A 21,083-nucleotide genomic window follows, 5' to 3' on the forward strand; every position below is an offset into this window, starting at 1 on the left:
TTTTCTATAAAAGTATAAAAAATCTCACAATTAAAGTTTTACCGCAAAAGGTTTGCGTACCACTGGAAGCTGACAAATGTGAGCATCACAACATTGCCAGGTGAGATAACACAAGGCCTCTCCACTGCCCTCGCCGCTTATTTCCTGAGTAAATACAATTTCACCGGTGTATCTCGTGGTTCCGTTGTCGTTGTAATACTCATAAGCCGGTAGCTCGGGCTCTCCAATCTTCTCATAACCGTCGGGGAGTTCAATATCCACTTCGGTAGCGATAAAGGGATCTCCTTGGGCTACATAGGCATACAGGTGAAATCCGTCGTGTATCTTCATCTTAACGACTAGGTTTTTCTTTCCATTGTCTTCTACTACCCCAGCTGCGACACTTACAGGGTTCAGTTGGTCTGTCGCAGCTGGTTTAATAGCGTCACTACTTGAGGTCAGCTCTTTTTTTTTTCGGTGGTAGTCATTTCCTTCTATACTCTTGTCGTAGGTATCGATCATAAACTTATACCCCCCGGTTTCGGTAAAGAACATTTTGTCTTTATTGTTTTCAAACCAGGTTCTCCACGATTTAGCATCGTCAAAATCGGCCATGGTATAGCGAGAAAGAATACGACGGGCTTTATCCGTTTCCACTCCTTTTTCCAACATAGAAATACACTTGTCTAAAAGTCGTTTGTCGTAATTCGGAATCTTCAGACTCTTTACATCTTCATCCACAGTTATCTCATACATTGCTTCTTCTCCGTAGAAATAGTCATGATTATCGTCGTAGAACTTTCTGTAAGCTTCACCATCGGCACCAAAAATATCGTAATACTTTCCTTGATAGCGCTTTAGAAAATCGGCATAGGTCAATTCGGGTTGTTTTTTATAACCCAACGATCGCTTTTCCATTCCGGAGAGCTCCTCTCCACGAGCCTGCTTTTCTTCGGCTTTCTTTTTTTCTTCCAACATAGATTTGTCAAAGTTCTTATTCAACTCCAATCTGTCTTCATAAGCCTCGCGAGTAGATAGGTATTTGAGTTCTTTTAAATATTCCCTTGTAGCTCGTCTATCTAAGTATTTTCGAGCGATTATCCCTTTGCCCTCAAAGTCTGACATATAGGCAACAGCATTTGCAAATACCACCTGTGCCTCTTCGGTCATATATTCCGGGGAAGCGACAAACCCCCAGTGAAGAAAATTACCATGTCTGCCTATGGCTACGGCATCCAAAGTTTTTGCACAAACACCGCTGGAGATATATTCGGCATCCGGCGAATCTTCAAAACCCCAAGGGCGAGCAACCATACCTATACGGAAACCTTCGTCGGTTTTATATCCTTTAGTCTGTACCCTCCACATCGGAATAGTTTTCGGAATCTCGCCATCTGCATAGTATTCATAGTGAAAAGCATCCTCAGGAGTTGCACGTTCCTCAATGGTCATTTTTACGGGAAAAGGGCCTTTGAATATAGGGTGCTCTTCTCTAAAATTCAAGGCGTGGGCATCCAGACAAAGACAATACCAATCTGCCTTTAGCCCAATACTCCTTCCCAAACTCTCTCCCAATTCTCCGATAAAAACAACCGGCTTATCAAAATCTTCTGTAAAATAGGAGGCGGGAATATAATTGATTATTCGTCCTGTGCTGTCCTTTTCTGCTTTTCTCGGACTAATAGCTTCCGGTTTGCCATCGATAACTGTAACATCGTAGGCTTCAGACATCTGAGCCTTATACTGCTCAGCCTTCACCACAGTAACCTCAGTAAAATAGCGCTTTAACAAAGCTTCAAAAGAAGCCATTCTCCCTTTGATATCTCGCTGTTTTTCTTCATCACTGCTGTAGTGATTATAACCAAAAGCATCCATCCAGTTTCCGGAACCTCCAACATAAAGTACTTTAAGATCTTTCTTGGATTCTGCTTTTTGCGCTTTTACAAGCTGTGTAAATAATAGAAGCGTAAATATGGCTACAACTTTTAATTTCATAACTTACAGTTTTAAAACAGTTCATCCAATTTTTTATCTAACGCTTCACTGTTTAATCCTTTTGCTACGATTTTCCCCTCAGGGTCTATCAGGAAAGTGGCAGGGATAGCGGTTACGGCAAAAATCTTTTCTGATACATTCTGATCGTCGTATAGTTGAGGCCAGGGATTAGGATGTGCTTCCATCGCCTTGTGCCAGTACTCTTTTTTAGAGTCTATACTTATTCCTACAATCTCAAATTTTTCCCCTCCGTATTGTTTGTAAAGTTCGCGAAGATGAGGAAATGATGCTATACAAGGTCCACACCAACTGGCCCAAAAATCGATCAACACGTATTTTCCTCTATAAGCTTTAATAGCTATCGGATTTCCCTCCGCGTCGGGCAATGTAAAATCGGGAAGTGTGTTTCCTATGGCAGACTGTCTTTGCCCTTCGATATTGGCAGCAATTTTTTCTCCTTCATACAATTGTTGCAGATCGGGAGAAAATCGGTTGTACAATTCCTCAAGTCGATCGGCATCCAAATCTCGTCCGAGTCTATTAAGTGCAAACAACACCCCATAAGAGTTTGGGTGTTTTTCAGCAGCTTCATTCAGTATATTAAAAAGTAGTGTATTCTCCTGCTGTCTTTTTTCGTTTAAAAACGCTGTATATTCAGGAGCTTCTACATCGGGTTGCTGCACAAATGCCTCTCCGTATTTTTCGGAGAGCTGTTTATTGATTTTCTCACCACCTTGATCTAACTGGCTTGAGATCTCTTCGTATGTTTTGTGTACTTCAGATCCTGTGACCTTTGCTTTGTAAAACCCTTCTTCGGCATTTGCAGCGACCTCAATATTTCCCGGGCCGTCTACGAGGATACCAAAGGGTGTGTATCCACCTTTTTCAGCCATCTCATATTCGAGGGCAAACATATAACGGGTAGGTACAGAGAAAGGCACTGTCATAGCAAACCTACCATCGACTATAGTCGCCGAATCATTTTCCTGAGTAATACCGTTGTACATCCTTATGGTATTGTGTCCTTTAAGGTCTCCTCCCACAGTACCTTCAAATACAATATCTTGTGATTGCTGTGGTTGTTTACAGGCGACAACCGACAGCATACCTAAGATTACTGTCAAAAATACCAGGTCTATTTTATTGCTATTCTTTTTCATAATTCAAATTGAGATTTTAAATAGTTTTCAACAAACTCATGATTTACATCTTTCGCTACCACCTTACCTTCCTTATCAATGAGATATGTTTTGGGATAATGGTTTACAGCATACCGCTGTTCCATTTGCTGTTCTTTATTCTGCTCCGGAAAAAAACTGTGGGTATTCAACCAAGGTAACTGATCTTTTTCAAGAGCATTCATCCATGCTTTTTTATCCCGATCTACTGATACGGTAATGATTTCAAAACCTTTTTCCTTATACGCATTGTACAATTCTTTTAGATGTGGAAACGATTGTCTACACGGTATACACCAAGATGCCCAGAAATCTACAATAACCACCTTACCCTTAAGGGCATCCAAACTGAGCTCTTCTCCATTGACTCCTATTAACGAGAAGGAAGGTGGCGTCCCCCCCGGCTCCAATGCCTCAAGGCTTTTCAATTTGGCAGCAGCTTCACTGTAGTAAGGAGAAGAGATCTGACTTTTCGGTAATTTGGAAAAAATATCCGCAAGCTCATCCACTCCGGTATCGTCATACGACATCTCATTACTCAAGGCATACGCTGCCACAGGTGAATTGAGGTTGTTGCGTATGTAATCCCTTCTCCGCTGACTTATTGTCGACCTGAAATTGCGTGATAAGCTGTCAACTTCGTGTTTCAACTGTTTTTTCAAAACAGTATCTGTAGTCTGTTCATACTTATTCCGAAGTTTTTCAAGACGTGCTTCGGGTTCATCGTAAATACTACTTATCATATCGCGATGTGCTTGATCAACAACCGAACCTTCCACCTCTATATTCAGTATTGGACGCTTACGCTCTCTATCTATATTTCCCTTTATAGATATTTCGGAATTTTCGATGAAAAAGGTGGTCATATAAGCCCCCTCAGAAAACTCTAACAAGGCCATCACTGGTGAATCTACTTCTCCTTTTAACACAAAAACCCCGTCTTTTACTTCGGTAGAATCCAATACTTCAGACACCTCTCGCCCATCGATAACTTTCAAAGCAACCGTACCGTTTTTCAATTCCGGAATATTTCCGTGAACGACAAAGCCGGAACGGGAACATCCTATCAAGGTTCCGAGAAGAAAAAGACAGCCTACGGAAGTTTGTATATATTTTTTAAATATTTTGTTCATAGATTGAATTTATATCGTTTTTGAGTCCACCCCCATAGTGGTATCAATATTCATTTTGTTTCAATACGCCTTGCGATGCTATAATATCGGTATTGGGGATAGGGCAGGCAAATTTCCTGGAATTCTTTTCAAGGGTATAGATAATCGGAGCCTCTCCTCCCAGTATGGCGTTGGCATTATAGGGGTAAAAAGTTCGAGTCATCACCACGTCGTCTGCAGGGTCTGCATTGTTGTTATAACGTCTTACATCATACCAGCGCATAGTAAAAGGCATTTCTCTACGGCGTTCTTCTGTGAGTTTTACTAAGGCTTCTTCCGGGGAAGCAGCACTCAGGTATTTAGCTGATGCAGGGGCACTGGCGTCCATCCGGACTTCCCGGAGTTCATTAATGGTCTCTATCCCCTCCTGCCAAGAACCTTGTCTAATCTGGCATTCGGCCTTAATCAGTATCATTTCGGGCACTGACGGACCGCTCAGGATCTTGTCTTTAAAGAAAAAGACATAGCCAGGATAGTCGTAGGGCGGATTTGTGGCTCCCCTATCGTATGAATACCCCTCTACGATATGATACTTATATCGGAGATCGTAATCTTGATCGTAGAGATCCAACAATTCTCTGGAAGGAATATAATACCAAGATCCATGATATAAATACCTCAGATAATACGATTCGCCCCACTCCATCATATCGGTAGGATCGATTTGACTGTCATGTGTATATGGATAGTCGAGTGAAACAGTAGTAGGATCCGGGTTAAAAATAGTAACCTCAGAAACAATATCTGAATAGTGCATATCTGTATTGTAGTTTCGCAACTGACTGTATATTCCCAAAGCTTCTTCGGCGTAGTCCTGAGCTCTTTCATAATCGTGTAAAGACAGGTAATAACGGGCGGCAAAAGCACGGACAGCCACTTCACTGGCTCTCCAGCTTCGGTTTTTATCGTTTACCTCTTTTAGTGATCTGCTCAAGGTAAGCGCCTGCTCGAGATCAGCAGCGATAAAATTGTAGGTATCCTCTAATGATGCCCTTGCTACCGACTCTTCAAAATTAGTGGTTTCCTTTATCGGCAGCCCCAACTCTCCTTTATTGGCTTCGGTATAGGGCAAGCAATAAATATTGGCCAGTTTAAAATAGCTATAGGCTCTGATAAAATGGGCTTCAGCTTTTAATTCCTGCTTTTGATCTTCATTTCCACTCACGTCTGAAACAATGGACAATATCAAGTTGGCCGTAAAAATTTTCCCCCATTCCGTCGGCCAGTAAGGTCTGTCGTAATTGGCGAGATTTTCTCTTTCCCAAGTAGCGTATTGCAAAGCATATACCGGATATAAATTAGAGGCAGCATCATACAATTCGGTAAGCACCCCATAATCGTCCGTACCATAGATCAATTCATTAGCTCCTTCCTGGGCAAATTGAGTATAGTTATTCAAAAGATATTCCAAATGTTCTACCGTCGAGGGGACTACAGAAGAGGTCTTGGATGGAGCCTCGTCGAGAAAATCGTTACAGCCTGTAAAAATATTCAGTACTAAAACAGCTATAATAAGAAGTTTATATAGTTTCATAATTCTTGGCTTTAAAAGTTAAGATTGACCCCGAAGGTAAATGTAGACTGAGGTTTTACAGTGCCCATAGGGTATTCCGGATCTTCGTCATAATCGTTAAAGAAAATAACCCCGAGATTATTGGCCTGAGCAAAGAAACGCATAGTATCTATACCCAATTTAGAGGTCACCTTTTTAGGAAGTGAATACCCCAGACTAACTTCCTGAAACCTGATATGAGAAGCATCGGCAGTCAGGTAGTTGAGATAGGGAAAAAATCGATCCCAGAAATAATATCTGTAATCTTCTTCAGGAATAGGGACTCTTTGAGAGGGGTCGGAGTTCAACACCTCTCTGTAACTACTGTTTACACGGGTATTCCCTCCCGCCATAGGCGAATAATTAAAGCCTTGTCTTCTAAACACATGACCGAACTTGGCAGTAACGATAAAGGAGAAGTCAAAATCGTAAATCTCAAACGAATGCATCATTCCAAAGGTACTCGGAGCCACGGTAGTTCCCTCATTCGAAATATACTCGCGGGCATCCCCTACAGGCCAGTTCTGAAAGGTGAGCTTATCGCCTCCGGCTCCGTGAAATGAAGGCTGTAAATCAGGGTCTGACTCCGTTCCCACATTAGTCAAGCCGGCATATCTAAGTGACCATAAAGTATTGGCATTATAACCATCCACATAAGAAGTGGTTCCTCCATCATACAAATCGTACATCTGATACGAAGCCCTGTAAAGCTTGGTAATCCTGTTTTTGTTATAGGAATAGTTGACACTTCCCCTCCATACAATATTATTCCCTTTGATAGGCAGCGTAGTTCCCAGTTTGAGTTCAAAACCCTTGTTGGACATCTCCCCATTGTTAAAGGTCTGCGATGCAGTACCATTTACTGCAGCTATGGATTGCTGCACCATAAGATCGATACTTTTCTTGTTGTAATAATCCACACTTCCGTAAAGCTTGCCTTGGAACAAAGAAAAATCCAATCCGAAATTTGCCGATTTGGCCTTTTCCCATCTCAACGTAGGATTTCCATAATCATCCATAATAGCCGTAGTCTCCTGGGTATACTGATTCAAAGTGCCGTTAATACCAATCAGAGGCTGGAAGGAAGTAGAGGTGTTTACATTCCCGTTAACCCCATAGGTGAGACGTATATTTAACCTATCTAACCAATCCGCATCTTCCATAAAATGCTCGCGCCCCAATTGCCAGCCCGCACCTACCGACCAAAAAGGTGAATAGCGGTATTTGGGATCTTCGGAAATAAGGTTTGAAGCGTCAGTTCGGTAACTTCCGGTAATGGTGTATTTGTCGTCAAAAGTATAGGACAAATTGCCATAAAGTGAAAAAAACCGATCCGTATTATACGAAAAAGCATGAGTAGAAAATATACTGAAGTCATAAAAGTAAGGAACATAAGACATAGGAGAACCATCCCACATAGTCGCTCCTTTTGCAGGATTGAGCAGTTCTCCGGTAGTCAGGGTTTGGTCGCTATAACCAAAAGCATCCGGGTTTCCGATGAACTCCATTACTCTGTCTTGTATCTCTGAACCCGCTATAAAGTTGATAGCATGCTTTTCGGCAAAGGTTCTAACAAAAGTCAACTGATTTCTAAAGTTATAGGTCTTTACAGTCGTTTTGTCCTGTTGTAAAATGCCTCCATAAGGCACATTCTGAGTAGGGGCTGTATTGAAATCCTGATTCCAGCTCGAGGTTTCATTGATAAACTGTCTGACAGCAAACGATTCTTCGCTGTAGTAATTTTTGTTACTGCTATTAAACAGTTCAAATTGTATTTTTGAATTTAGTGTCAGTCCTTCTATAATCTTAAAGGTCAAGCCTGCCTGAAACCTACTGTTTAACCTCTCCATTCTCAAATCCCTGCTCTGCACTTCTGATATGGGGTTATACGACCAGTCAGCATAAGGAAATAACCCCATAGGAACAAAAGCCTCCAAATTGGGACGATAATAATTCAGATAAGACATATCAATCAAACTGCCATCGGCATTTCTCAACATATCATAGGGCTGTAAGGATTGAATAAAAGCGAGATCCACCCCGTTATTTTTCCCTCTGTCGTACTGAAAGGTTCCCTGAAAATTAAAATCCAACCAGTTCGTCACGTTTAGCGTATTGCCATAGTTGATTAACACTCGTTTGCTCTCGTCGCCTTTGTAATAGCTCTTGCCTGTTTCGAACATCAAAGACAATCTGTTGCTCATGCGTTCGCTACCTCCCGAAACAGACACATTGTACTGTTGGGTTATGGGAGACTGTAAGAGGTAGTCTCTAATTTGGCCCTTGTTATTAAGTCCTCTTAATCGATTTAATTCGGCATCCCTCGCCTCCGGGCTCAATCTTCCCAGTCGCACTTCATTCATCGCAGTTATGGCCAACGATTGTGCCCCCAATGCGGAAACTGTAGCAGAAGGTGGCGGCCATGGTCCCCCGAAAAAATCTGAGTCAAATCCCTTTTGTTCGTAGTTTATTACCTCTTCACTGGTAGCTACGGGATTTACGTAATCGAGATCTAATTTACCGGAAGTTTTTACAAAAGATGAAACCGAAATCCTCGGCTTGCCCTTTACACCCTTTTTACTGGTAATCACTATAACCCCGTTGGCAGATTTGGCTCCCCAAATCGATGCAGCCGCTGCGTCTTTTAGCACCGTAATACTCTCTACATCATTGGGGTTGATGGTTTCTAATCCTCCCTCTATCGCAAAACCGTCGTATACGATAAGGGGTTGTGCATTGGAGTAAAGACTGGACTTCCCTCTAATCTCAAAATCTATGGAACCATCGGCATTTACCGTACTTTGAAGACCGGGAATTGCTCCTACCAATCGCTCTGCTATACTTGAGGCCGGCTTTTCTAACTGCGCTCGCTCTACCGAAGAAAAAGATCCCGTAGCGCGCTCTTTAGAGATGGTCTGGTAACCTGTAGATACCAAAACCACCTCGTCTAAGGTAGTTACATTCTCTTTTAATTGCACATTGATCTCCGTTTGCCCTTCTTCTACTACCACTTCTTGATTGTGATAACCGATATAAGAAAAGACCAAAACACTTCCTTCAGATACTGCTATATTGTATTTACCGTCAAAATCTGTAATAGCACCTCTTCCTGTACCCTTTACTACAACAGCCACTCCGGCCATAGGCAGTCCTGAAGCATCAGTTACTCGTCCGGAAACCTCATTTTGCTGAAATATATCAAAAGAAGTTGTCTCCCCTACAGTTCCGGGTTTAACTAAAATAATCTTATCACCGACAAGCTCCAAGGCATAGCGCCCATGTGAAAGACCTAACTGCAATAAATCGCCTGCTTTTATCACTCCTTTTTTTAGAGTGACTACAGGAGCATCTTTAAACATATCTACCTGATACATAAAGGTGCAATCCGTTTGACGCATTATAAGGTCGAATACTTCATCTACGGTGACTACCCTGTCCGTATCAATAACTACATTTACATTTTGCGAAAAAACGTTATCGGAAGTAAAACCAAATGCTACGGTACATATTAAGAATATATAAATCCTCATAATAATTTGTAGCAATCTTTGACTCTTGCCAAAGACAATAAGCCTCCTTAAATTAATTTCCATAAATTTGTTTGGTATTAATCGGTTAATAATAATTGGTTAATCATGTTCAATAAGGGGATATAAACTTTTTGACTTTGGCGAGCAGAAGTTGTATTCCCTTTTTTTGACTATCTCAAAATAATTTTGCGGTCTTTTATTTCATAGGCATCGATAAAATTGGTGTTTTTGATTACGTTTAGAATATCTTCTATACTCTGATCTCTATTTAATTGTCCCTTAAACCTCAGGCTTTCGAGGCTTTTGTCATCAAAGATTACGTCTACATCATACCATCGCGACAACACTACCATAATCTCTTTTAAGCTCTTGTCGTCAAAACTGAACAGGCCGTTTTTCCAGGAGGTGATCTGTTTAGTATCGACCTCCACTACACGCACGTCATTAGTCTCTTTGTTCAAAACAGTTTGCTGACCGGGTACCATCACCAAATCCGCTTTGTTTTTAGACGACTGCATTACCACCGAGCCCTCTACCAGAGTGGTGTATATTTGCGATTCTTCTGGATAGGCCTTTAGGTTAAATTCGGTACCCAGCACTTCTATCACCTGACCTTCAGTGTGTACTTTAAATTTTGCTCCGCCGTGCTCAGTGCTGGGAGAAACGTCGAAATAGGCCTCTCCGTAAACTAAATCGACCCTTCTAATCTCCCCTTCTGCAAACTTCACCGGGTATTTGAGTTGAGAACCGGAATTTAACCACACTTTGGTACCGTCAGACAGTTCTACATAAAACTCTCCACCTCTCGGCACGGTCAGATAATTGTAAGAGGGGGTTCCTCCATCGTCTTTACTCCTGTCGTACACCAATTCGCTTCCGTTGCTCTTCACCGCCTCAGAAAGATATTCTTCACCTTCAATCAAGGCCACCTCTTCCCCGCTTTCAAGGGTCAGCACAGCTTTGCCCTTGCCCGCTTGAATCTCCTGATTTACCACGACTTGCTTATCTGCATTTTGAAAGCGATTTACAAACAGAAAGGAAAGAGACAACAACAATACTACTGAGGCAGCTACGGCATATCGGTAAAATTTCTTTCTATACACGGGAACCCGCAACGGCACGTCTCGATCGACAGACTTGAGGATGTTGCGGAGCATGTTCTCTTTGACAATATGCTCAGGCCCCAAACGATCTACCCAGTCGTGAGATTGCTGAAAACTCTCGTAATAATTGATGAGCTTTACCATCTCTTCAGGAGTAATCTCCTCATCGAGGTATTTCTCTATCAATTTCCTAAATTCTCTGTCTAAATTTTCTTCTTTCATACCCCTAATTTGGAAGTTGAGCTAAGCCCTTTGCACCATTTGTGTTATGCATGTATTAATACAGTGTTAAAAATTTGAGCTATCCCCTAAAAATAATTTTTATTTTTTTGACATCTACCTCCACCTAACCTCATAACAAACTGAAAAACAACGATTAACAAGGATGTTTTTTTTTACAGCAATACAGATATCGATATATCTCATACTGATTTAACTTTCACTATTGCATTCCTATAAAAATCAGTAGATACAGATAATGCCCCAGGGCAGAACGCAGTATTTTCAGGGCATTGGCTATGTGGTTTTCAACGGTTTTTGCAGATATATTTAGCCGTTGTGCTATTTCTTTGTGGCTCAATTGAGCATCGCGACTCAACTGGTAAACTTCTTTGCATTTTTTTGGCAGTGTTTCGACTACAGCAGCCACTTGTCGCAGCAACTCGTCGTGCATAACCTCAGTTTCGGGAGTGGCGTATTGAAAGCGCTTATTCAACTCTTCAAACAGCTCTACCCTCATCGGCTTGTTCTTTCTAAATTCGGCAAACACCTTATAGCGCACACAGGCGTACAAATAACTTTTTAATGAAACTCTGATTTCCAGCTCCCGCCTGTTATTCCACAAATCTATAAATACATCTTGGATAATTTCTTCGCAGATTTCCTTGTCTTTCAGCAAATTGTATGACGATATAAAAAGAGGTTTCCAAAAGGCATCGTACAATTTTACCAATGCATTTTTATCATCAGCTTTTAACCCTTGAATAATATCACGGTCAGAGTTAAACATAATAGGAGTGGAAATGTTACAACTACAAAAAAACAATATTTATCTCAATAAATCGATTTTAACTAATCAAATATCAAAACTCCAGAAAATCCCGGTTTTCTACTATACCTTTCTATTACTCCAAAATATACCTTTGAAACTGTATTTATAAATGCTATTAAAAACACTGTCATCCTATTATGGAATCGTTTTCCTTTAAATTTCAGAATCAGAAATCAGTTCGCTATCTGATTGGCGCATTACTGTTATCGTTTGTATCAATAGGCATAGTGATAGCGCTCGATTTTGTTAATGTCGTAGTCTTTTTATCCGCTGTATTCCTCCCCATGGCCGGTGGGATGTACTTTATGATCAAAAAAGGAAAGGCCAAAGACCGCATCACTCTTACCGACTCGCTGCTGAACTCCGACCATTTTGGTCGTATTCCCTATGCTGAAATCGACAAGATTTACGAGGCCAATATTTTTACAGCTCCTCCCTCCTCCCTTAAAATGCGTCTGAAATCTGGGAAGAAAATTATGTGGGCGCTGAGCGACAGAGGCAGTATCTACAACAGTGAAGAAGACCTTCGCGTTTTTTTTGAATTTAAAGAAGCGCTGTCTGTTCGTTTGGACCAATTTTACGGAACGAGACAACAAACAGTATCTGCAACACCAGAAACCTCAGCTGAAACGGTGAGTAGTGAACCGGTGTATATCGAAAGAGAAGAAACTCCCGATCAACAGCTCAAAAAAAACATCGCAAAAAGCAAAAAAGGCACCTGGGCTATACCCATCAGTCTCCTTTTCGGACTCCTTGCTTTGGTACGTACTTGTGGAGACGACTGGTTTAAAAAGGATGATCTCGACTTTCAAAAAATGTACCGACAATCCCAACAACTACACGATAGTTACCTCCAACAAGCCAAGAAAATTGTGCGCGAACGGCTAAAAACGGAAGGGCGGCTCTTTCTCTACACCAACGATGCACAAGCCACACTAAACCTACTCCCACCCATACATTACAGCAATCCAACGGGCATTAAGACCTTCGAGTACAACAATGCCATAGACGATCTTCGCAATTTTGTACAAAATCCCGATTCGGTAAAGCTAAACCTCATCTTAATGGATGGCTACAAAGATGCGAGAGAACTCAAAGGAGGTATATGGAACCGCTCTGATTCTGGCAACAAAGCCTTGTTTTTAAGAATATACGACCCTACTCACAAGATAAAACCCCGCTACAATCGACAGATTATAGACAGTGCCGACTACCCCGTATTGGAGCATATCTGGAAAGCCCCGGTTTACGATTCTATTCCCTTAGATGAAAGTTTAAAAACATCCTTTCCCGGCTTTAATGTGTTGCTCTCTCTGGTGAGGCATAATGCGCCTTCCTGTAAACTGTATATGGCTGCTCGTGAAAAAGACGGACTGACAGAAAAAAGTTTTAGGGAAGCCGTGCACTTGCTCAACAAGGTATTACAAGACGTAAAGGCTGATACTACTGCATTTAGCTTAAAAATCATTGATGGTACCGATGATTTCTACAGCGAATAAGCTGCAATAATAACGGAGACATATACCAATAAGAGGTAAAAAGCGTTATAGCTAAAATGCGGTTTGAAGTCCTTGTAGGGGAATTGGTTATTGAGCCGACAAGTATTGCATCTATAACCTAACGCCCCAATAACCTAACAACAAAATAAATGCCTTATCTCTCCATATTGTTTCTATTTTTATCCCTTTTCCCGGTGTATAGCCAGGAGCAGCTTTCCCTTGAAAATGCAGGGCAAAAGGCACAATACTATCTCGAAAAACTACAATATCATTACGGAGAGGGAGAATACGAACTCCACAAGGCATACAGCGATTCCCTCTTGGAAATCACCCAAAAACACGGACTCAACGATCTGAAGGTTATGGCTATCGTAAACCAGGCCGTGTATTACAATTATACTGCTAATTATGAAGAAGCCCTAAAGCGCTATCACCTCGCCTTACAACAAAGTGATGCCATAAGCAGTCGCGATGTGGCCAAAACCGTGATTCTGGTAAACATCGGCAACACCTACAACAATATAGGAGCTTACGACAAAGCCATTAGCACTATGGATACCGTACTCCTTCGCTCCCGAAGATACCCGGTGCCTCCCCGCACGGAAATATCGGCCTATAACGGACTGGCAACAGCCTATTCTAAATTAGACGATGAAAAGAGGGCCATAGACAACTTGTTTAAAGTAAAAGAAAAAGGAGAGCAGCTCAAAGACACCGCAGTTGTTGTTTCGGCACTCAACAATCTGGGCAGTTCTTATATAAAACTACAGTGGTACGACCGCGCCTTAGAAAGTTCTTCCAACTCGTTAAAACTACTTCAAGATCAGGAGACAAGAGGCAAGACACATGCCTTAATCAATCAGGGAATTTCTCTATTGCACACAGGCAAGGCTGTAGAAGCCTTAGACTACCTTGTGAAATCGGGCGAGCTGGCAAGACAGCAGAAAAGCAAGGAATTACAGATGGAAAGCCATAAGTACCTCGCCGAGTGCTATGAGACCCTCGGAAAATTTGAGGACGCTTCGAGAGAGCAAAAGCACTACGCCCAATTGGTAAGTGATAAAATGGACGAAAGGACTGATGCCCTCACCCTCAATCACGAAAAGGAAAAAGCGGAAAGAAGTGAAAATCTCGAACAGGTCAGTCTGGAAAAAGAGGTTTTAAAAAACCGTCAACAAGGGTTGATTACCACAGGAATCATCGCAGTTTCAACACTCAGTCTACTACTGTTATTCTTGTATAACAACCGCAAAAAATTAAAACAACGGCACACCCATCTCCTCAAAAACCTCATCGATGTTACCGAAGAGAACAACAGCCTGAAATCGAGAATACAGCAGCTTGCCACCAACTCAGGTGCCGACGATGCTACCGCTGAAGAAACCACAAACCAACCTCAATACAAAAACTCTTCCCTCAGTCCGGAAGACCGACAAAACTTTATGGAACGTATCACCGAGTTTATGGAGACCGACAAGCCCTATCTCGACCTCGATCTCGACCACGCCATGCTGGCCTCAAAACTAGAGATGAGCAACAATCACCTCTCTGAAGTTCTCAACCTGTGTTTTAAGCAAAATTTCTACAATTTTGTAAACCTATACCGGATAAACGAAGCCTGTAAGCTGATGAAATCGACGACACATAAAGATGCTAAACTAATCTCCATAGCCTACGAATCGGGCTTTAAAAGCAAATCGTCATTTAACCGGGTTTTTAAGCTCCACACCGGATATACCCCAAGTGAATACCGCAAACAATACGGAGGTGACGAGATGACGAGATCGTAAAAAATCAATTGCCTAACTGTGCTCATTGCTACTTAAACAGTCTGTTCAAAACTAAACTCAAAAATTCACCATCCCCTTATTACACAAGGTCTACAAAAGGGTCTCACTCCTTAGAATGAAACATTTTTGCCCCTGCGCTTAAATACATTTGCCTCGCAGATTATTCCGCTTGCGGGCAAATTGCGATTTTATGAAAGTAGGGGCTTTTGAGATACTTTTTTTTCTGTTAATTATCACGGGGGGCACTAGCTTCGCGCAAACGACTACTCCTGTACCAGACAGCGCTTTTGAACAACAGCTCGTAGATCTGGGGATAGACTCCAACGGCATGAATGGAAACATTCTAAACACAGATGCGGAAGCCGTGACCGAACTGGAGATCAATCGCACAGACATCACCGACTTTTCCGGACTGGAAGCATTTGTGAATCTCGAAATTTTCAACGCCGGAACCAATCAGTTTCCCACCCTACCCCTAACTACCCTCACCGCATTGCGAGAACTGCACTTTGACAGAAACGAAGTACTCGCCTCCCTCGACCTTTCCGCCAATTCCGAACTCACCGTTCTCGTCGCTAAGGCTAATGGAATGAGTAATGTATCGACCATCCCCACTCTCGACCTGTCACAAAACAACAAGCTGGAAGTGCTAGAGGTTTACAATTTCGAAAATCTGGAAAACTTTATACTTCCTAATTCCAATACCCTAAGAGACCTGTATATATACTCAGACTTCGACATCGATATCGATCTTAGCTCCTACACCAATCTGGAAAGTTTATACTTGGGAGTAGGGCTTTCTACCATAAACGTCACCATACCTTCCCAAAATATTCTCAAACACATCAGGCTGTTTGGAGGAAATATGGGTAGTTTGGATTTATCTTCATGTACGTTACTGGAAACTATCGATTTGATTGGAACAGATGTCACCACCATTCAACTTCCACCGTCTGATCAACTCACAGAAGTATCCATTTCCGGACATAGAATCAACCATCCGCTCTCTTTTGTAAACTGTCCGGCTCTCACCGATTTGGAAATCCGCTCTAATGGGGGCAGCACCCCTCTGGAGCTAAATCTTTCCAACAATGCCTTATTGACCCGGCTCTCATTGGACTACAACCTAATGGAACAATTAGACATCACCCACAATCCACTATTAGAAGAGCTGTCTGCCAATGGTAACCAATTAAACAATATCGACCTCAGCCAAAACCCCGAACTTGAAACGCTGAGTCTTAGCAGCAATCAGCTCACTTCAATCGATATTACCCACAATCCAAAATTGGAAGATGTGAACCTAAGTAGTAATGAGATAGCCCCTACCATTGATCTCAGTCAGAACCCACTTCTCACCTCCTTTAATGCACAAGACAACCAACTGGCCTCTCTCGATATTTCTGCAAATACAGAACTGCGTCACCTCAATGTATCTCAAAACCTAATCACCGGAAATAGTGTGATACGGCAATTTTTTGACCATCAGACTACCTTGTCATCACAAAGTCTGGTCGTAAATGACAACCGAATGTCTGGAAAAATACCCGATTTTAGCTCCAAGGTCAATCAAAACACGGGTTACTTCAGACTTGTTTTTCACAACAACAACTTCCACTTTGGGGATTTTGAAGCTCAACACAGCGATTATATTTACTACCGAGACAACAAATCCTCTCCTGATGATTTTGACAACATCTTCCGCGAGTACTCCTACGCCCCTCAAAACAAGGTTAATCAAGTCTTGACAGAAACCGCAGATGCCGGTTCTTCACTTACTCTGACCACTACCGTAAGAGGTAGCCAGAACCACTACCGCTGGCTTAAAGACGGCAGCCCCATTCCCGATGCTCCAGATAGTGCCACATACACCATAGAGAACATTTCTGAATGCGATGCGGGTGTATATCGCTGCGAAGTGACCAGCGATCTTGTGCCCTTAGAAAACAGCAATCCCCCCGGAACTGACGGCAAGAATCTTATACTGACAAGAAGAAATATCACTGTAAACGTAGAAGGGGTTGTAAAAGAGTGCACGGATATCATCGCCCCTGCCGACCAAGAAACCGATGTGATACTGAATGCAGAAATCAGTTGGAACGAAATAACAGGAGCCTGTGGCTATCGACTGAGCATAGGAACCAATCCCCAAGCCGACAATCTACTTAGCAATCAAGATGTAAAACAGCACACCACTTACACCCCGGAAGAGCCATTAGAACCAAACACCACCTATTACGTCCGCATCGTCCCCTATTTTGCAGACGGCGATCAAAGCGGATGCCCGATTACCACTTTTACCACGGGGACTGAAAGCGGTGTTCCCTCCTGTACCACACTTATCACTCCTGCTCCGGGAAGCACCGAGGTATCGGTAAACAGTATTTTGGAATGGGAGGCTATAGCCGATGCAGATGGATATCGCCTGAGAGTAGGCAGCAGCGCAGGGAACAACGATATCGCAACTACCGACATAGTGGGAAGCAATAACACTTCTTATACTTTTGACACTCCACTCCCCGAGCATACGGAAATTTTTGTCAGCATCATTCCTTACAATGCCGCCGGTAATGCTCAAAACTGCGGTGCTGTTTCATTTACTACCGAAACCTTGCTCATAGCTCCCGAATGTACAAGTATCAACAGTCCGGCAAACGAAGCCACCGAGGTATCGATCAACGCCATCATCAGTTGGAACGCACAAAACAACGCTGAGGGGTACTACCTCACTATCGGCACTACTCCAGGAGGTACGGAAATTACATACCGTCAGGAGCTTACTACTACTTCCTTTACGCCAAGCATGCCCTGGCAGGAAGACACCACCTACTATGTCTCTGTAATTCCCTATAACGAGGCCGGAGAAGCCCAGGGGTGTAATGAAATTTCCTTTACCACCGAAACCCTGCTTACGGCACCCGAATGCACAAGTATCAACAGTCCGCTAAACGGAGCTACCGAAGTGGCGCTAAATGCCTCCATCAGTTGGAACGCACAAAACACCGCTGAGGGGTACTACCTCACTATCGGCACTACTCCCGGAGGAACGGAAATTGCAAACCGACAGGAGCTTACTACTACCTCCTTTACGCCAAGCATGCCCTGGCAGGAAGACACCACCTACTATGTCTCTGTAATTCCCTATAACGAGGCCGGAGAAGCCCAGGGGTGTAATGAAATTTCCTTTACCACCGAAACCCTGCTTACGGCACCCGAATGTACGACAATCAACAGTCCGCTAAACGGAGCTACCGAAGTGGCGCTAAATGCCTCCATCGGTTGGAACGTACAAAACAACGCTGAGGGGTACTACCTCACTATCGGCACTACTCCGGGGGGAACAGAAATCGCTGATCGGCAAAGTACTACAGAAACCAGTTATACCCCGGCTGTTTTCTGGGATGTGAACACCACCTACTATGTTACTGTCGTGCCTTATAACGTGCAAGGCAGTGCTTCTGGATGTACCGAACTGAGTTTTACTACGGAAAATCCGGTCCCTTCATGTGTCTCCGTCAGCAGCCCAGCTGACGGGGCTACTGGAGTGAGCCTAGACAGTGGTATTCACTGGAATCCCACCGACAATACTGATGGATACTATCTCACTATAGGCAGCTATCCGGGAGGAAATGATATAATCGACAGGCGGGAAATGACAACAACTTCCTTTTTCCCGGCAAGCAGTTGGGAGGAAAATACCACCTATTATATTTCAGTAATTCCGTTTAACGCAGCAGGCATGGCAGAAAGATGCGGAGAGAGTTCCTTTACCACCAGAGCTCTGGCCGACATCTCCAAAACTTCCTATGGCTTTTCACCTAATGGCGATGGCATACGGGATTTTTGGGAGATTGAAGGTATAGAAGATTATCCGGACAACACAGTCTCTGTCTTCAATCGCTGGGGAGATATGGTATTTCAAATAGAAGAGTACGACAATCGGTCGAATATATTCCGAGGAGAAGCCAATAAACTCAGTTCTCTCGGAGCGGGTCGGCTACCCGAAGGCACTTATTTTTTCACGATACAAACCCGTAAAGACGGACAATCGGGAGAGGTAAAAGGATTCTTGGTACTGAGGCGCTAATGCAGAGCCAATAACCACCAATAAAACAATATGGGGTATAAAGATTACATTGGTACAAGAGGTAACACAGAAGCAAAAATCGGGAATTGCAGCATATTCTCACTGATATTGTTACTGTGTGGAATGCACGCTGCCTTTGCCCAGCAAACTGCTTCGTTTCCGGAATACAACGAAAACCCTTTTATCGTAAATCCCGCTTATGCAGGAATGGGCTGGGGTGCACAGGCCACTCTGGCTCATTCCGGCTTTGTTGACAATAGTTTTGAAGGCAGTGCGGAAAATTCGTCACTCAGTTTTCACCTGCCACTGTCGCAAGGTAAAATGGGATTGGGTGCTGCAGCCATACGCGATAAAATTGGAGTGACTACTAATACCCGATTCTATATCGCCTATTCCTATAAAATCTTTTTCGACCTCAAACGCGATCGCCCGTCCTGGCAAATTTACCACCAAAATGTATTGTCGTTCGGACTCACAGCAGGTGTACATCAACTTCGCGATAATCTCCTCGAATTGGGGATCGCCGACGATCCCTTATTTGCAGAAAACATACACGCTTCCATACCAACTGTTGGAGTAGGATTGTTGTACAATAACGCCGATTTCTATATCGGTGTATCTGCCCCAAACGTACTGGGAGATAAGCTCGCTTCTAGAAATGACCTTCAATTGTCAAATCCCGTGTACGCATATGCTGGATATCGCTTTTATCTGAATGAATACAAAGAAAACATTATACTTAAACCCAACTTATTGCTCAAGCGTGAAAAGGGTGCGCCTTTGCAGCTAGACCTCAATCTCGCAGCTAGTTTTCAAAACAAATTTGAAATCGGAGCCGGTTACCGAAGTAACAGCGCGGTAAATTTCCTTGCCGGAATTCAACTATTCCGACAACTTCGCATACTGTACCACTATAATCTAGGCGCTAAAAACGCTCTACTCGGTAATACTCACGGTATTCTATTGTCGTATAATTTCAACAATAATTGATTTATGGAGCATCTAGAGACAGACTAGAGTCTCCCTCATTTTATTTTATTTCCCTTTGATTCTCAATACTTTCATACTCCCAAACATGGTTGATCGTTTTTTCTTCCCCATTGTATCCTATAATGGTTTCTACTGCGGAGACAGGAAGGTCAAACTCATTGTATTGGTATTCTAAATTTCTTAGCTCGTAGTCGCCATCATAACTGGCACTTATAACATTATTAGGGCTATAAATATAGGTTCCTATAAATTCGAAACCTTCTATCGGGTTAGGTTCATCTCCTATAACTCCCTCTGTGTTAATCGAACCGATAGGCAAGGGATACAAATTTAAGTTTGATTTAACCCCCATAGCGGAGAGCATATGATAACTCGGATTTATTTTGTCGTCGTAGGTGAAGCTAATTGTTCCAAATTCATAAAATTTTTCACCATCGTCAATCGTCCCCTCTATTCTGATATCTGTTACATTGCCGGCATCATCATAAGACAAAAAATAGCGCTCATCTTCGTTACCTCTTGGATCATCCGGATTATCTGACTCTCGCATAACAGTCAAGGTAATCAAACGGTCCTCACTATCGTATTCAAAAGTCTTTATAGCAGGGCGATATAAAGGCTCTCCTAGATTGAAGGTGTATTCAAACGCACATTCTGAAATAAGTCCCTTCTCATTATAGGTAAAGTCAGCATTGATGTCTTTATGAGCAAAATCATCTGGATTGTTCATGCTCACAATTTGTCCTTCACTATTGTATACATAATTTGCCTGTCCAATTTGTGTTATTCTATTATCTGCATCATACACTATGTCATAAACGTCACCAAATTCTACATTTTCATATCCCACTAGAAAATTATCTGAATTATAAGAGAAAGTATAAGTTGTATGTTCCGAATCGGAATATTTACTCAGCCTCAAATTCTGTTCGGGTGTAGTGTCTCCAGTACCGTCTGAATCCAAATTCTCGTCGTCACTACAAGATAATGTCATAAAGGCGATTGCTGAAAAGAGTAGAAGAGAAAGCTTTGTGTTTTTCATAATTATGATTTTATTTTAAGAAAGTATAGGTTGTATTATCATGTTTAATTTCCTGATTTTCAACGGGAAGTAATCACAATATGTGCTTTATAACTACCAATATTCACAAAGCGTG

General features: G+C 42.4%; 12 protein-coding genes. 4 read left to right on the forward strand and 8 right to left on the reverse strand.

What is annotated here, in order from left to right:
- Positions 1-30: 30 nt before the first annotated feature.
- From ACYZZR_RS00050 to ACYZZR_RS00080, 7 genes are all read right to left on the reverse strand, one after another.
- Positions 31-1,974, reverse strand: coding sequence for a protein-disulfide reductase DsbD domain-containing protein (locus ACYZZR_RS00050; protein WP_461531942.1), 1,944 nt, complete (start codon positions 1,972-1,974; stop codon positions 31-33).
- A gap of 11 nt (positions 1,975-1,985) precedes the next feature.
- Positions 1,986-3,134: a redoxin domain-containing protein gene (locus ACYZZR_RS00055; RefSeq protein WP_461531943.1), complete on the reverse strand. Its 1,149-nt coding sequence runs from the start codon at positions 3,132-3,134 to the stop codon at positions 1,986-1,988.
- A complete protein-coding gene (locus ACYZZR_RS00060) occupies positions 3,131-4,285 on the reverse strand; it encodes a thioredoxin-like domain-containing protein (RefSeq protein WP_461531944.1) in 1,155 nt (384 codons plus the stop codon). Before ACYZZR_RS00060 ends, ACYZZR_RS00055 begins: the two co-directional genes overlap by 4 nt.
- Before the next feature lie 43 nt (positions 4,286-4,328).
- The gene (locus ACYZZR_RS00065; RefSeq protein ID WP_461531945.1) at positions 4,329-5,858 is read right to left on the reverse strand and encodes a RagB/SusD family nutrient uptake outer membrane protein; all 1,530 of its coding nucleotides are present in this window, start codon (positions 5,856-5,858) and stop codon (positions 4,329-4,331) included.
- An 11-nt stretch (positions 5,859-5,869) separates the two neighbouring features.
- Positions 5,870-9,406: a SusC/RagA family TonB-linked outer membrane protein gene (locus ACYZZR_RS00070; RefSeq protein ID WP_461531946.1), complete on the reverse strand. Its 3,537-nt coding sequence runs from the start codon at positions 9,404-9,406 to the stop codon at positions 5,870-5,872.
- 170 nt (positions 9,407-9,576) lie between these two features.
- Positions 9,577-10,731 (reverse strand): FecR family protein, encoded by a 1,155-nt coding sequence (locus ACYZZR_RS00075; RefSeq protein WP_461531947.1) that lies wholly within the window; start codon positions 10,729-10,731, stop codon positions 9,577-9,579.
- A gap of 220 nt (positions 10,732-10,951) precedes the next feature.
- Positions 10,952-11,518 carry an RNA polymerase sigma factor gene (locus tag ACYZZR_RS00080; RefSeq protein WP_461531948.1) on the reverse strand — a complete coding sequence of 189 codons (567 nt, stop codon included), beginning with the start codon at positions 11,516-11,518 and terminating at the stop codon, positions 10,952-10,954.
- Positions 11,519-11,697: 179 nt separating this feature from the next.
- Here ACYZZR_RS00080 and ACYZZR_RS00085 point away from each other — a divergent pair, with 179 nt between their 5' ends.
- The 4 genes from ACYZZR_RS00085 to ACYZZR_RS00100 all read left to right on the forward strand — a co-directional run bounded on the left by ACYZZR_RS00085 (position 11,698) and on the right by ACYZZR_RS00100 (position 19,926).
- Entirely contained in the window at positions 11,698-13,059 is a 1,362-nt protein-coding gene (locus tag ACYZZR_RS00085; protein ID WP_461531949.1) for a hypothetical protein, read from the forward strand.
- A 149-nt stretch (positions 13,060-13,208) separates the two neighbouring features.
- Complete coding sequence (locus ACYZZR_RS00090; RefSeq protein ID WP_461531950.1) at positions 13,209-14,849, forward strand: helix-turn-helix domain-containing protein; 1,641 nt, start codon at positions 13,209-13,211, stop codon at positions 14,847-14,849.
- A gap of 190 nt (positions 14,850-15,039) precedes the next feature.
- Complete coding sequence (locus ACYZZR_RS00095) at positions 15,040-18,936, forward strand: T9SS type B sorting domain-containing protein (RefSeq protein ID WP_461531951.1); 3,897 nt, start codon at positions 15,040-15,042, stop codon at positions 18,934-18,936.
- Positions 18,937-18,966: 30 nt separating this feature from the next.
- Entirely contained in the window at positions 18,967-19,926 is a 960-nt protein-coding gene (locus tag ACYZZR_RS00100) for a PorP/SprF family type IX secretion system membrane protein (protein WP_461531952.1), read from the forward strand.
- A gap of 40 nt (positions 19,927-19,966) precedes the next feature.
- On the opposite strand, the gene ACYZZR_RS00105 is transcribed toward ACYZZR_RS00100, so the two are convergent.
- Positions 19,967-20,968, reverse strand: coding sequence for a hypothetical protein (locus tag ACYZZR_RS00105; protein ID WP_461531953.1), 1,002 nt, complete (start codon positions 20,966-20,968; stop codon positions 19,967-19,969).
- Between the last annotated feature and the right edge of the window lie 115 nt (positions 20,969-21,083).

Origin of the sequence: Sinomicrobium sp. (assembly GCA_029266035.1) — a bacterium.
Lineage (GTDB): Bacteria > Bacteroidota > Bacteroidia > Flavobacteriales > Flavobacteriaceae > Sinomicrobium.